At 69.3% G+C, this 14036-nt stretch carries 12 protein-coding genes and 1 pseudogene; 7 read left to right on the top strand and 6 right to left on the bottom strand.

Annotated elements, in window-relative coordinates; translation table 11 throughout:
* Window positions 1–102: 102 nt before the first annotated feature.
* Complete coding sequence (locus tag ACIOWN_RS10350; RefSeq protein WP_326803268.1) at window positions 103–807, bottom strand: DUF5324 family protein; 705 nt, start codon at window positions 805–807, stop codon at window positions 103–105.
* A 387-nt stretch (window positions 808–1194) separates the two neighbouring features.
* Between ACIOWN_RS10350 and ACIOWN_RS10345 the strand changes: the two genes are divergently transcribed.
* Together ACIOWN_RS10345 and ACIOWN_RS10340 are read left to right on the top strand one after the other, a co-directional pair.
* A complete protein-coding gene (locus ACIOWN_RS10345; RefSeq protein ID WP_362350669.1) occupies window positions 1195–1728 on the top strand; it encodes a peptidylprolyl isomerase in 534 nt (177 codons plus the stop codon).
* A gap of 166 nt (window positions 1729–1894) precedes the next feature.
* Window positions 1895–2818, top strand: a complete 924-nt coding sequence (locus tag ACIOWN_RS10340) for a rhomboid family intramembrane serine protease (RefSeq protein WP_362350666.1) — start codon at window positions 1895–1897, stop codon at window positions 2816–2818.
* A 270-nt stretch (window positions 2819–3088) separates the two neighbouring features.
* Here ACIOWN_RS10340 and crgA read toward each other — a convergent pair whose 3' ends face one another.
* Entirely contained in the window at window positions 3089–3343 is a 255-nt protein-coding gene (gene crgA, locus ACIOWN_RS10335) for a cell division protein CrgA (protein ID WP_362350663.1), read from the bottom strand.
* 140 nt (window positions 3344–3483) lie between these two features.
* Between crgA and ACIOWN_RS10330 the strand changes: the two genes are divergently transcribed.
* From ACIOWN_RS10330 to ACIOWN_RS10310, 5 genes and pseudogenes are all read left to right on the top strand, one after another.
* Window positions 3484–4260, top strand: a complete 777-nt coding sequence (locus tag ACIOWN_RS10330; RefSeq protein WP_362350660.1) for a DUF881 domain-containing protein — start codon at window positions 3484–3486, stop codon at window positions 4258–4260.
* A 174-nt stretch (window positions 4261–4434) separates the two neighbouring features.
* Window positions 4435–4643 (top strand): annotated as a pseudogene (locus ACIOWN_RS10325) (hypothetical protein).
* Window positions 4640–5278 carry an aminodeoxychorismate/anthranilate synthase component II gene (locus ACIOWN_RS10320; protein ID WP_100570552.1) on the top strand — a complete coding sequence of 213 codons (639 nt, stop codon included), beginning with the start codon at window positions 4640–4642 and terminating at the stop codon, window positions 5276–5278. Before ACIOWN_RS10325 ends, ACIOWN_RS10320 begins: the two are co-directional and overlap by 4 nt.
* The gene (locus ACIOWN_RS10315; protein WP_362350657.1) at window positions 5275–6426 is read left to right on the top strand and encodes a class E sortase; all 1152 of its coding nucleotides are present in this window, start codon (window positions 5275–5277) and stop codon (window positions 6424–6426) included. The genes ACIOWN_RS10320 and ACIOWN_RS10315 overlap by 4 nt, the downstream gene beginning before the upstream one ends.
* A 14-nt stretch (window positions 6427–6440) precedes the next feature.
* The gene (locus ACIOWN_RS10310; RefSeq protein ID WP_401981469.1) at window positions 6441–7214 is read left to right on the top strand and encodes a class E sortase; all 774 of its coding nucleotides are present in this window, start codon (window positions 6441–6443) and stop codon (window positions 7212–7214) included.
* Window positions 7215–7292: 78 nt separating this feature from the next.
* On the opposite strand, the gene pknB is transcribed toward ACIOWN_RS10310, so the two are convergent.
* From pknB to ACIOWN_RS10290, 4 genes are all read right to left on the bottom strand, one after another.
* On the bottom strand, window positions 7293–9266 hold the full coding sequence (gene pknB, locus ACIOWN_RS10305; protein WP_362350654.1) for a Stk1 family PASTA domain-containing Ser/Thr kinase: 1974 nt from the start codon (window positions 9264–9266) through the stop codon (window positions 7293–7295).
* A gap of 169 nt (window positions 9267–9435) precedes the next feature.
* Window positions 9436–10923, bottom strand: coding sequence for a penicillin-binding protein 2 (locus ACIOWN_RS10300; protein ID WP_362350651.1), 1488 nt, complete (start codon window positions 10921–10923; stop codon window positions 9436–9438).
* Window positions 10920–12353, bottom strand: a complete 1434-nt coding sequence (locus ACIOWN_RS10295) for an FtsW/RodA/SpoVE family cell cycle protein (protein ID WP_362350648.1) — start codon at window positions 12351–12353, stop codon at window positions 10920–10922. Before ACIOWN_RS10295 ends, ACIOWN_RS10300 begins: the two co-directional genes overlap by 4 nt.
* A 27-nt stretch (window positions 12354–12380) precedes the next feature.
* A complete protein-coding gene (locus ACIOWN_RS10290; protein ID WP_362350646.1) occupies window positions 12381–13937 on the bottom strand; it encodes a Stp1/IreP family PP2C-type Ser/Thr phosphatase in 1557 nt (518 codons plus the stop codon).
* Window positions 13938–14036 lie beyond the last annotated feature (99 nt).

Genomic DNA, 14036 nt, shown 5'->3' with positions numbered 1-14036 from the left:
AACCTACCCACACGCGGAACGGGACCCGCGTGATCGCGACAAAAGCCCGCCCGACCAGTGGACACACCGGTCAGGCGGGCTCTTCTGTCTCCGGGGGCGGCCCTACTCGTCGCGGTCCGACGTCTCCTCGTCCTCCTTCGCCTGGACCTCGGGGTCCAGCACGGACTGGCCGGTGCCGTCCACGGACGTCAGCCGGCCCGACTCGGGCACCTCCGTCGCGGCCGGCGGCTCCACCAGCCAGTCGGGGTTGGCCTGCTTGTCCCACCACTTCCAGGCGGCGAAGGCACCGCCGGCGAGCGCGCCCGCCAGCGCGAGCAGCTTCACCGCGCGCCCGGCCCGCGCACGCCGCTGCTGCGTGCGGGCCAGCTTCTGGATCTTCCGGGCCGGGACCTGGCCGCGCAGCGCCACCAGCGCGGCGGCACCGCGCGCTGCGGCCTCGTCCGCGACCGGCGCCGCCGCGGCCATCGCCTGCTCGATCCGCGGCCGGGAGTACTCGGCGGCCTGCCGGGCGGCCCGGCGCGCCCGCTCGGCGGCTTCCTGGGCGGCCTGGTCGATCTTCGGCGGCACATGGGCCATGGCCTGCGTGCGGGCCTGCTCCAGCCGGGGTGCCACATAGGCGCCGTACTGGACGCGGGCCTGGTCGGCGGCCAGCGTCACCTTCGGCGCGAGCCGTACGCGTGCCTCGTGTGCGTAGTGCGCGGCCCTGTCCCTGGCCGTGTCGGCGTAGGGCGCCACCACTTCCGCGGCGTGCAGCACGCTGTCCTTCGCCGAGCCGGTCGCGGCGCGCACGCTGTCGATGCGGGTCACGGGTTCCTCCTCCTCGGTGGCGTACGGTAATTCGACTTTCCACCCTTTTACGGATCATGCCTGCCAACGGGCCCGGTGGCATGTGCGACCGGGCATCCGGGTCACGGGTGACGCACGTGGTCACCGCGCCGGCCCTGCCGGCCGGAAGTCCGCCAGGAGGCGGGCACGTGCGGCAAGGGCTGAATCGATAGGGGATGAATGCGGAGCAACAGGAGCTTGTCGTCGACAATGCCACGGATCGCCGCGCCGCGCTCCCGTCCGGGACGACTCGCCCCGTTCTCCGCAACCGAATCGGCGGATCTCCCCCGGGGAACCGACCGCCGGGCGACGCACGGCGCGGGCCGTGCGAGGATCGGGGAGTCACAGGAAGACAACGGAAGGCAGATCGTGGCTGAGCAGCTCTACGCCACCCTGAAGACCAACCACGGCGACATCGAGGTCCGGCTCCTGCCGAACCACGCTCCCGAGACGGTCCGGAACTTTGTCGAACTCGCCACGGGCGAGCGTGAGTGGACCCACCCCGCCACCGGCGAGAAGTCCAAGGCGAAGCTCTACGACGGCACGGTCTTCCACCGGGTGATCAGCGGTTTCATGATCCAGGGCGGTGACCCGCTGGGCAACGGCACCGGCGGTCCCGGCTACCAGTTCAAGGACGAGTTCCACCCGGACCTCTCCTTCGACAGGCCCTACCTGCTGGCCATGGCCAACGCGGGTCCGGGCACCAACGGCTCGCAGTTCTTCATCACGGTCGCCCCGACGTCGTGGCTGAACCGCAAGCACACCATCTTCGGCGAGGTCACGGACGCGGCCAGCCAGAAGGTCATCGACACCGTCGCGACCGCGCAGACCAACCCGCGCACCGACCGCCCGCTCAAGGACGTCGTCATCGAGTCGGTCGTCGTCGAGACCCGCGAAGGCTGAGTCAAGGGCTCGTCCCGAGGGCCCCGCGAGGGAACCAAACGCCCCGCTTGTCCGTAAGGATGGGCGGGGCGGTGCGTTGCCCACGAGCAGCCGCGGCCGTGTTTCGCGGCGGGCCGGCGGGACCAGTAGGACGAGCAGGACAGCAGGACGAATCGAGGGGAGCCCCATGGACCAGGCACCAGGCAGCCCGACGGGCCCGACGGGCCAGGACCCGGCGGACCAGGGCCCGCCGGACGCCCACCGCCTGCCGGCCTGCTACCGCCATCCGGGTCGCGAGACCGGCATTCGCTGTGCCCGCTGCGACCGGGCGATCTGCCCCGAGTGCATGGTCGACGCCTCTGTGGGCTTCCAGTGCCCGGACTGCGTCCGTGGCGGCTCCGGCACCGGGCACCCGCCCGCCGCGTCGCGGCCGCGCACGCTGGCCGGCGGCACCATGACCGCCGATCCCCGTCTGCTCACCAAGATCCTCATCGGGATCAACGTCGCGGTGTTCATCGCGGTCAGCGCCGACTCCTCGCTCCTCGGGGACCTGGTCCTGATCGGCGCCTGGCCGCCGGCTCCCTTCACCCCCACCTCGGGTGTCGCGGACGGCGAGTGGTACCGCCTGGTGAGCTCGATGTTCACGCACCGGGAGATCTGGCACATCGGCTTCAACATGCTGAGCCTGTGGTGGCTGGGCGGCCCCCTGGAGGCGGCCCTGGGCCGGCTGCGCTATCTGTCGCTCTACTTCGTCTCCGGGCTCGCGGGCGGAGCGCTGACGTACCTGCTCGCCTCGCCCAGCCAGGCAACGCTCGGTGCCTCGGGCGCCATCTTCGGGCTGTTCGGTGCCACCGCGGTGCTGATGCGGCGGCTCAACTACGACATGCGGCCGATCATCGCCCTGCTGGTGATCAACCTGATCTTCACCTTCAGCTGGAGCGGCATCGCCTGGCAGGCGCACATCGGCGGCCTGGTCGCCGGTGTCGTGGTGGGGTACGCGATGGTGCACGCCCCGCGCGAGCGGCGTGACCTGGTGCAGTACGGCACGTGTGCGCTGGTGCTGGCGGTCGTCGTCGTGCTGACGGTACTCAGAACGGTTCAGCTCACCTGAGAGCGTCCGTTGTCCACAACTGGTGTCGGATCTTGTGCATAGCGTGCGGGAACGGGTGCGCCCCCTGCCGATGTCCTGTGTTGTCGCAGGTCAGGCAGGGGGCGTGCATGCTCTGGAGGAGCGGTGTGACAGTCGTACCGGCGTCAACGGCAGGCGGGTTATCCACAGATCATCAGCGTTTTCCCCAGGCAGCATGTGGAAATTTTCACCGGCCTGTGGATAACTCAGCGGATAGCCGTGGGCAGAGCTGCGTTCACCGGAGGGACGACGTCACTTCCACTGCGTGGAGACGGCGAACCCGGCGGCGATGAAGCCGAAGCCCACGACGATGTTCACGTTGTCGATGGCCTTGATGGGCAGTGAGCCGTCGGTCACGTAGAAGACGACGATCCAGGCCAGCCCGATGAGGAACAGCGCCAGCATGACGGGCGCGACCCAGCCGCGGCCCTCCAGCTTGATACTCGCCGCCTGCTTGGCGGGCGGCGGCGTGTAGTCGGCCTTCTTGCGGATACGTGACTTCGGCACGAGGGTCTCTCCTGTCGATGCGCTGGTGGCCGCGCAGGGAACTGGGCTGGCTCCGGAGCAGCGTACAAGGGCACTCTGAGCACTCCCCCGGACGTCCGTTAGCGTAGTGCTTCCGCGGCGCCGAAGGAGATAAGGGTACGTTGACCAATTCCGCCGACTTCTCGGGGACGGGTGCCGGCCCGGCCCGCACGCGCCGCCCGAGGCCTGTGCGGATCCTCACCGTGGCCGTCTTCGCCCTCGCCGGGTTGATCTTCTTCACCAGTTTCAACACGGCCAAGGGCACCAACATCCGCACGGACACGTCCCTGCTGAAGCTGTCCGACCTCGTCCAGGAGCGCAGCCGGAAGAACAAGGAACTCGACGAGTCCAACGCAGCCCTGCGCGACGACATCGAGTCCCTCGCCGCGCGCGACGACGGCGGCAAGCCCCAGGACGGCAGGCTGACCGGCCTGGAGACGAGCGCGGGCACGCAGAAGCTCACGGGCAGGGCGATCACGGTCACACTCAACGACGCCCCGCCCGACGCCACCGCGAAGCTGCCCGGCTACCCCGAGCCGCAGCCCGACTACCTGGTGATCCACCAGCAGGACCTCCAGGCCGTGGTCAACGCGCTGTGGAACGGCGGCGCCCAGGGCATCAAGGTGATGGACCAGCGGCTGATCTCCACCAGCGCGGTGCGCTGCGTGGGCAACACGCTGATCCTCCAGGGCCGCGTCTACTCGCCGCCGTACAGGATCACGGCGGTCGGCGACCCGGCGAAGCTCCAGAAGGCGCTCGCGGACTCCCCGGCGATCCAGAACTACATGGTGTACGTCAACGTCTACGGCCTGGGCTGGAAGGTCACCGACGAGGGAACCGCCACCCTGCCCGGCTACTCGGGCACGGTGGACCTGCACTACGCGAAGCCGGTGCAGTAGTCGTACTGGTGAACGGAACGGCCCGGTTCGCGTATCGGATCGACAAAGGGCCGTACAAAACCGGGTCCGCGGTCGTTGAGGTGATCGACGCTGTTGCCACGTACGTCCGGGCGCAGGCGGTATCCGCCCGGCTCGCGGAGGCCGGGAAACCTCGGGCGCCGCGCCGTTAGTCTGGTGGCGTACGGCGTGAGTCTGGTGCCGTGGGAGACGGAAGGGACGGCATGTACGGCTGGATCTGGCGGCATCTGCCGGGGAACGTGTGGGTGAGGGCGCTGATCTCACTGGTGCTCGTCCTCGCCGTGGTCTACGCCCTGTTCCAGTACGTCTTCCCGTGGGCCGAACCGCTGCTTCCCTTCAACGATGTGACGGTGGACAACCAGTGAGTGCGCGGATTCTCGTCGTCGACAACTACGACAGCTTCGTCTTCAACCTGGTCCAGTACCTGTACCAGCTGGGGGCCGAGTGCGAGGTGCTGCGCAACGACGAGGTGTCGACGGCGCACGCGCAGGACGGCTTCGACGGCGTACTGCTCTCGCCGGGGCCGGGCACGCCCGAGCAGGCCGGTGTCTGCGTGGAGATGGTCCGGCACTGCGCCGCGACCGGTGTCCCCGTCTTCGGCGTGTGCCTGGGCATGCAGTCGATGCAGGTGGCCTACGGCGGTGTGGTGGACCGCGCGCCCGAGCTGCTGCACGGAAAGACCTCACCGGTGGAGCACGAGGGCACGGGCGTCTTCGCGGGCCTGCCCTCCCCCTTCACGGCGACCCGCTACCACTCCCTGGCCGCCGAGCCGGCGACCGTGCCCGACGAGCTGGTGGTCACGGCCCGCACGCAGGACGGCATCATCATGGGCCTGCGACACCGTGAACTCCCCGTCGAGGGCGTGCAGTTCCATCCGGAGTCGGTGCTGACCGAGCACGGGCACCGGATGCTGGCCAACTGGCTGGCGGAGTGCGGCGACAAGGAGGCCGTGGCGAGGTCGGCGGGGCTCGCCCCGGTGGTGGGCAGGGCCACGGCGTGACCGCGCTGCGCCCCGAGCGCGAGACGGACACCTCGTACGGGCAGCAGTCGTACGGGGGACCGGACGCGTTCGACGGGTGGTACGGGGCCGGCCAGGCGCAGAGCGCGCCCCAGGACCCCTACGCCGCGTCCTACGGGCCGCAGGGGGCGGCGCCCCAGCAGAACGCCCCGCACGTGCCCCCGCAGAGCGCGGCGGCGCCGTACGGGTCCTCGGGCGACGCGACGGCGTATCTGCCTCCCGCCGACGACGAGACGATGGCGCTGCGGATCCCGGAACCGTCGCCTGGCGCCTCTTCCGCCGCGCAGGCCCCCTCGCCCTCGCCGGGGGGGCGCGCGGCCCGCAGAAAGGCCGCCAGGCGCCGTAACGGCCGTCGTGGGGCCGCGGGTGGCCCGCTGCCGGAGGAGGACAGCCCGGCGGACCGGTCGTCGGCGCCGCTGTCCCGGATGGAGGCGCGCCGGCAGGCGCGGGCGCGCAGGGCGAGCCCGGCCGTGATCGCCAGCCGGGTCATCGGCGAGCTGTTCATCAGCACCGGTGTGGTGATGCTGCTCTTCGTCACCTACCAGTTGTGGTGGACGAACGTCCGGGCGCACGCGCAGGCGGGCAGTGAGGCGCACCAGCTCCAGGACGACTGGGCGAGCGGTAAGCGCAACCCCGGGACGTTCGAGCCGGGGCAGGGCTTCGCCCTCCTGCACATCCCGAAGCTGGACGTGGTGGTGCCCGTCGCGGAGGGCACCAGCAAGGCGAAGGTGCTGGACAAGGGCATGGTCGGGCACTACGGCAACGGCGATCTGAACACGGCGATGCCCGACGCGAAGACGGGCAACTTCGGACTGGCGGGTCACCGCAACACGCACGGTGAGCCGTTCCGCTACATCAACAAGCTCTCGCCGGGCGACGCGATCGTCGTGGAGACGCAGGACACGTACTTCGTCTACAAGATGGCGTCGATCCTGCCGGTGACCTCGCCGGCCAACATCAGCGTCCTCGATCCCGTTCCCAAGGGGTCGGGCTTCACCGGGCCGGGCCGTTACATCACGCTGACCACCTGCACACCGGAGTTCACCAGCAAGTACCGGATGATCGTCTGGGGCAGGATGGTCGAGGAACGGCCGCGCAGCAAGGGAAAGCCGGATGCGCTCGTCAGTTAAAGGGCGGATGAACAGTGGCAGCGACCACGGACGACACGGCAGGGCACACCGACGGCCGCGAAGGGCACGGTGACGCGTCGGGCGCCGGCCGCGGGCGGCGCCGCCGGGGGACCGGCCCGCTGGCGTTCGCCGTCAGCGTCTTCGGTGAGCTCCTGATCACGACGGGTCTGGTCCTCGGCCTGTTCGTCGTCTACTCCCTGTGGTGGACGAACGTCCTGGCGGACCGCAAGGCCGACCGGGAGGGCGGCAAGGTCCGCGACGAGTGGGCCCATTCCGTGCCCGGCGGCCCCGGAGCGCTGGACACCAAGGACGGCATCGGCTTCCTGCACGTGCCGTCCATGCACAACGGCGAGGTCCTGGTCAAGAAGGGCACGGCGGAGGAGGTCCTCAACGACGGGGTGGCCGGCTACTACACGGACCCCGCCAAGGCGACCCTTCCGACGTCCGGCAAGGCCGGCAACTTCACCCTCGCCGCCCACCGGGACGGTCACGGCGCGAAGTTCCACAACATCGACAAGGTGCGCGTGGGCGATCCGGTCGTCTTCGAGACCAAGGACAAGTGGTACGTCTACAAGGTCTACGACATCCTCCCGGAGACCTCCAAGTACAACGTCCAGGTCCTGTCCTCGGTCCCCGAGGAGTCGGGCGTCAAGAAGCCCGGCCACTACATCACCCTGACGACCTGCACGCCGGTGTACACCTCCCGCTACCGCTACGTGGTCTGGGGCGAACTGGTCCGCACGGAGAAGGTCGACGCCAGGCGGACCCCACCGGCGGAACTGCGATGAGCTGACCGGCGTACGACGGAGCCCCGGTTCCCCTTGTCGGAGGGGAGCCGGGGCTCTGAGTGTCGCCGGGGTCGGGGGTCAGCCGCCGAAGAATCCGCCGTTGCCCCTGTTGTTGCCTCCGCCCCCGAAGGTGGTCAGCGTGATCTGGGTGCTGCCGGGGTCGTCGACCTCTTGGCCTTCGCCCGGATCCTGCTTGAAGACCACCGAGTTGTCGTCCTGGTTGCTGCCATCGGCGAACTGGACGTTGGTGAAGCCCTCAGCCGCGAGTATCTGCCTGGCCTCCGCCACCGTTCGGCCGCGGACGTCGGGCACCTTCTTCTTCTGCTGCTGGAACTTGCCGATCTGGATGTTCACGCTCGAACCCTTGTCGGCCTGCTGGCCGATGCCCGGGTCGGTCTGGACGACCTTGCCGTCCCGGTTGGGGTCGTCGGTGGGCACCTCACTGCACGTGCTGTTGAGGTTGACGCCCTGAAGCAGCTGCTGGGCCTCCTGGCAGGTCCTGCCCGCGACGTCCGGGACCGCGACCTGCCTCTTCTCCGTGGCGACCGTGAGCGTGATGGTGGAGCCCTTCTCCTTCTCCGTGTCGCCCTCGGGGTCCTGGCTGATGACCACGTCGGGGGTCTGGTCGGACTCCTCGGTCTTCTTCTCGACCTTGAAGCCCTTGTCCACCAGCTGGGACTCCGCCTTGTCGAAGGTCACGCCGCGGACATCGGGAACCGTCACCTTCGGCGCCCCGGTGGACAGCACAAGGTTGACCGTGTCGCCCTTCTTGATCTTGCCGTCCTTGGGATCCTGCGAGCAGACCTTGCCCTTGGGCTGGTCGTCGCAGGTGTCCTGGGTGAAGGCCACTTCGATGCTGGCGTTCCTGGCCGACTCCTGGGCCTCGCTCTTCGTCTGGCCGACGAAGACGGGGACGGTCAACTCGTCGTTTTTGACGCCGTTGCCGCTGAAGGCGTACATGCCGATGAAGATCGCGCCGACGAGGACCAGGAGGCCGGCGACGATCAGCATGATCGTCGAGGTGTTGGACTTCTTCTGACGGCGCCGGTCGGGGCGGTCGTCGTAGCCGTAGCCGCCGTCGTCCGGGTTCATGGGCGGCAGCATCGTCGTCGCGCCCGCGGCTCCGGCGTCGGAGCGCAGGGCGGTGGTCGGCTGGTCGTCGGGGTAGCCGCCGTAACCGACCGCGCCCATGGCTGCCGTGGCCGCGACCGGCTGGCCGTCGAGGCAGGCCTCGATGTCGGCGCGCATCTCGTCGGCGGACTGGTAGCGGTAGTCGGGGTCCTTGACCAGCGCCCGCATCACGATCGCGTCCATCTCGGGCGTGATCTCCGGGTCGAAGACGCTCGGCGGCTGCGCCTCCTCGCGCACGTGCTGGTAGGCCACCGCGACCGGGGAGTCGCCCACGAAGGGCGGGCGGACCGTCAGCAGCTCGTAGAGCAGGCAACCCGTCGAGTAGAGGTCCGAGCGCGCGTCGACCTGCTCGCCTTTGGCCTGCTCGGGAGACAGGTACTGGGCGGTGCCGATGACGGCCGCCGTCTGCGTCATGGTCATGCCGGAGTCGCCCATGGCGCGGGCGATGCCGAAGTCCATGACCTTGACCTGGCCGTTGCGGGTCAGCATGACGTTGGCAGGCTTGATGTCGCGGTGGACGATGCCGCTGCGGTGGGCGTACTCCAGGCCCTGGAGGATGCCGATGGTCATCTCCATCGACCGCTCCGGCAGCAGCTTGCGGCCGCTGTGCAGCAGTTCACGGAGCGTGGAGCCGTCGACGTACTCCATCACGATGTACGGGATCGAGACCCCGTCGATGTAGTCCTCGCCCGTGTCGTAGACCGCGACGATCGCGGGATGGTTGAGCGAGGCGGCCGACTGGGCCTCCCGGCGGAACCGGGCCTGGAAGGAAGGGTCGCGCGCCATGTCGGCGCGGAGCGTCTTCACCGCCACGGTGCGTCCCAGCCGGGTGTCATGCGCGAGGTACACCTCCGCCATGCCACCACGGCCGAGCACATGGCCCAGCTCGTACCGGCCGCCGAGGCGACGCGGCTCTTCCATAGCTACCTACCAGCCCTCTCCGTCGGTCCCGACCGGCACCCTTGTGCCGCCGGAGGCTGCTGTCCGGGCCTACCGTACCCGGCTCGCTCTGTGTGACTTGGCCAAGCCCGTCACCCGATACAGGACCGGTATCGCAACGTGCACCGATGTGAAGGGGGCGTGACGGGACTCACTGCCTGGCGCTGATGACCGCCTCCATGACGTTCTTCGCGATGGGAGCCGCCAGGCCGCCGCCGGAGATGTCGTCGCGGTTGGCGTTGTTGTCCTCGACCACCACGGCCACGGCGACCGGCGAGCTGCCGTCGGCGAGCTTGGCGTAGGAGATGAACCAGGCGTACGGCTTCTCGCTGTTGTCGACGCCGTGCTGGGCGGTACCGGTCTTGCCGCCCACCGTGACGCCGTTGATCTTCGCGTTCTGGCCGGTGCCGTCCTTGACGACGGTCTCCATCATCGACTGGAGGATCTGGGCGTTCTGCGAGCTGAGCGGCCGGCTCAGTTCCTGCGGCTCCGTCTGCTCCAGGGTGTCCACGTTGGGCGACTGCAGCTTGTCGACCATGTACGGCTTCATCAGCTTGCCGTCGTTGGCGACGGCGGAGGCGACCATGGCCATCTGGAGCGGGGTGGCGGCGGTGTTGAACTGGCCGATGGAGGACAGGGCCGTCTGCGACTCGTTCATGTCGTCGGAGAACACCGAGGCGTTGCTGCGCACCGGCGTGAACTGCTCGCTGTCGAAGCCGAACTTCTTCGCCTCCTCGAGCATCTTGGCGTTGCCGAGGTCCGCGCCGATCTTGCCGAAGACGGTGTTGCAGGACACCCGCAGCGCCGTGCGCATGGTGGCGTTCTCGCAGGGGATGTTGCCCTCGTTCGGCAGCGGCGTCGTCGTGCCCGGCATGATCCACGGCAGTGGCGTGCTGGTGGCTTCGTCCGCCGACTTGTACAGGCCGTTCTCCAGCGCGGCGGCCGCGGTGACCACCTTGAAGGTGGAGCCCGGCGGGTAGGTCTCGCGCAGTGCCCGGTTCAGCATCGGGTCGTTGGGGTCGGCCGTCTTCTGGAGCTTCTTCCAGGCCTCGGCGTCCTTGTTGGAGTTGCCGGCGAACGACGACGGGTCGTAGGACGGGTAGGACGCCAGGGCGAGGATCTTGCCGGTGGCGGGGTCGAGGGCCACCGCGGCACCCTTGCCGCCGACCTTCTTCAGGCCGTCGTAGGCGGCCTTCTGCGCGGCCGGGTTGAGCGTGGTGACCACGTTGCCGCCCTGCTTGGGCTTGCCGGTGATCATGTCCAGGGTGTTGCGGAAGAACAGCCGGTCGTCGTTGCCGGTGAGGATGCCGTCCTCGATGGACTCCAGCTGGGTGGCGCCGAAGGCCTGGGAGGTGAACCCGGTGACCGGCGCCCACATGGGGCCGTTCTTGTACGTGCGCTTGTACTTGAGGTCGTTGAGTCCGTTGCTCTTGGTCTCGACCGACCCGGTGATCGGGTTGCCGCCGCCGACGATGATGTCGCCGCGCGGGGTCGCGTAACGGGCGATGGTGACGCGGCGGTTGTGCTTGTCGTTCTTGAGGGTGTCGGCCTTGACGTACTGGATCCAGTTGTCACGGACGAGCAGGGTGAGGACGAGGAGACCGCAGAAGATCGCGATTCGGCGCAGGGGCTTGTTCACGGGCGGACCACCTGGGTCATCTCGGCGTCGGGGTTGGAGGCGGGAGCGGGCGCCGGTCTGCGGGCGGTGTCGCTGATCCGGATCAGGATGCCGATCAGGGCCCAGTTGGCGAGGACGGAGGAACCGCCGTACGCCAGGAAGGGCATCGTCATACCGGTCAGCGGGATGAGGCCCATCACACCGCCGGCCACGACGAAGACCTGGAGCGCGAAGGCGCCGGACAGGCCGACGGCGAGCAGCTTGCCGAAGGGGTCGCGGGCGGCCAGCGCGGTGCGCACGCCGCGTTCCACGATCAGGGCGTAGATCAGCAGGATGGCCATGAGGCCGGCCAGGCCCAGCTCCTCGCCGAAGGTGGCGAGGATGAAGTCGGAGTTGGCGGCGAACTTGATGAGGTCGGAGTGGCCCTGGCCGAGGCCGGAGCCGAGGGTGCCGCCGGAGCCGAACGCCCAGAGCGCTTCCATGGACTGCTCGGAGTGGCCGCTGACGCCCTTCTGGCTGAGCGCGTACTCCTTCATCGGGTTGAGCCAGGCCTGGACGCGCTGCTGGACGTGCGTCTCGAAGCTGGCCACGCCGACGGCGCCGACGGCGGACATCAGCAGACCGAAGACGATCCAGCTGGTCCGCTCGGTGGCGACGTACAGCATGATGACGAACATTCCGAAGAACAGCAGCGACGTACCGAGGTCGGTCTCGAAGACCAGGATCAGGATCGAGATGAACCAGACGACCAGGATCGGGCCGAGGTCGCGGCCGCGCGGCAGGTACAGGCCCATGAAGCGGCGGCTGGCGAGGGCGAGCGCGTCGCGCTTCACCATCAGGTAGCCGGCGAAGAAGACCGCCAGCACGATCTTCGCGAACTCACCGGGCTGGATGGAGAATCCGGCGACCGAGATCCAGATCTTGGCGCCGAAGATGTCCTGTCCGAGGCCGGGTACCAGGGGCAGCAGCAGCAGGATCAGTGCGCCGACCATGGAGATGTAGGTGTAGCGCTGCAGGACGCGGTGGTCCTTGAGGAAGATCATCACGACCACGAACAGGGCGATGCCCAGCGCCGTGTACAGCAGCTGCCGCGGCGCGGCCGTTCCCGCCTGGTCGATGGCCTGCAGCAGTTTCGACTGGTCCAGGCGCCAGATGACGACCAGTCCGAGCCCGTTCAGCAGCGTGGCCAGCGGCAGCAGCAGCGGGTCCGCGTACGGGGCGAACTTGCGGACGACGAGGTGCGCGACACCGGCCAGCAGACCGAGGCCCAGGCCGTAGCTCAGCAGGCCCGCGGGCACCTGGCCGTTGATGGCCAAGCCCACGTTGGCGTAGGCGAACACCGGGATGGCGACGGCGAAGACCAGCAGCGCAAGCTCGGTGTTGCGGCGGCTGGGCGCGCCGATCGCACCGATCGTGGACGTGTGCTGCGTCGACGGGTTGGTAGTGCTCATCGTGTGACAGGGCCTCTCACGGCTTGCCTACTGCTTACCGCACAGCGAGACGACCTTCTGCTCTTCCTCCGAGAGAGTGGGGCCGGGGCTGGGAGTGGACGCGGTGGCGGACGCGGACGGGGAGGACGGGGACGTGGCCGTCGACGGGTTCGGCGCCGGTGTCGCCTTGGACGTGAAGGCGGTGCGGGTGGTTCCCGTGGTGGCGCCGGCGCCGGTGGTGCCGCCCGCCTGGCCCTCCTCGGCCTTGGCGCCGTTCTTGTCCTCGGCGGTGCGGCGCTGGACCTCCTTCTTGCACGCGGAGGCCTGCACGGACAGCTCGTCGATCTTCTTCTGGGCGTTGGCCAGACCGCCCGCGGTGATCGTCGCTCTGACCTGCTGCTGCTGGTAGGACGGCAGGTACTTGAGTTCGATCTCGGGGTGGTCGGTGTGGATCTTCGACAGCTTCAGCCACGCCAGGTCCTGGCTGATGCCCCGGTACAGGGCGACGTGCTCCTCGTTGGCGCCGACGAAGTACTGCGTCTGCGTCCAGCGGTAGCCGCCGTAGAGGCCGCCGCCGAGGACCGCGAGCGTGAGCACGCTGTAGAAGGAGCGCTTGAGCCACCTGCGGCTCTTGCGGGGTTTGACGAAGTCGTCCTCGCCGTATTCGCCCGCGGGGGCGTAGCCGGCGGTGTCGCCGCCGGAGCCGGGCGGGCCGAACTCGCCGCCACCGCCGCCCTGTCCGGGTACCTGGCGGCCGAGGCCCGAGGCGCGTCCGGCGGGGGTCTGCATGATGCCGTTGTCGTGCAGGTGGTTCTGGTTCTCGGCGACCGCGCCGACCACGACCGGGGTGTCGGAGAGCTGTCCGGCGAGGGTGTCGCCGGTGTCCAGATCGAGGACGTCGGCGACGATCACGGTGATGTTGTCCGGGCCGCCGCCGCGCAGCGCGAACTGGATCAGTTCCTGCACGGTCTCCTGCGGGCCCTGGTAGCCGGCGAGGGTCTCCTCCATCGTCTGGTGGGAGACGACGCCGCTGAGGCCGTCGGAGCAGATCAGGTAGCGGTCGCCGGCGCGCACCTCGCGGATGGACAGGTCGGGTTCGACGTGTTCGCCGCTGCCGAGGGCGCGCATGAGCAGCGCGCGCTGCGGGTGGGTGCTGGCCTCCTCCTCGGTGATGCGCCCCTCGTCGACGAGGCGCTGCACCCAGGTGTGGTCCTGCGTGATCTGGGTCAGCACGCCGTCGCGCAGGAGGTAGGCGCGCGAGTCGCCGACGTGCACCAGGCCGAGTCGCTGGCCGGTCCACAGCAGGGCGGTGAGCGTGGTGCCCATGCCCTCGAGCTGGGGGTCCTCCTCGACCATGGCGCGCAGCTGGTCGTTGGCGCGCTGTACGGCGGTGCCGAGCGAGGTGAGGATGTCGGAGCCGGGGATGTCGTCGTCGAGGGCGACGATCGTGGAGATCACCTCGGAGGAGGCGACCTCACCCGCGGCCTGGCCGCCCATTCCGTCGGCGATCGCGAGCAGCCGCGGGCCGGCGTAACCGGAATCCTCGTTGCCCTCGCGGATCATGCCTTTGTGCGATCCGGCGGCGAAGCGCAGTGACAGACTCATGCGCACCTCGCCCGTCGGCTCCGGGTACATCCGCACGGTGCCCACCCTCCGGTCGGGAGCGCGCCGGGGCCCGGGGTGCCGGCCGCCGTTGCGTGCTCG

The organism is Streptomyces sp. NPDC087787, from assembly GCF_044743035.1.
Taxonomy (GTDB): Bacteria; Actinomycetota; Actinomycetes; order Streptomycetales; family Streptomycetaceae; genus Streptomyces.
The sequence above is the reverse complement of the archived record's forward strand: the minus strand, read 5'-3'. Positions and strand labels throughout refer to the sequence as shown.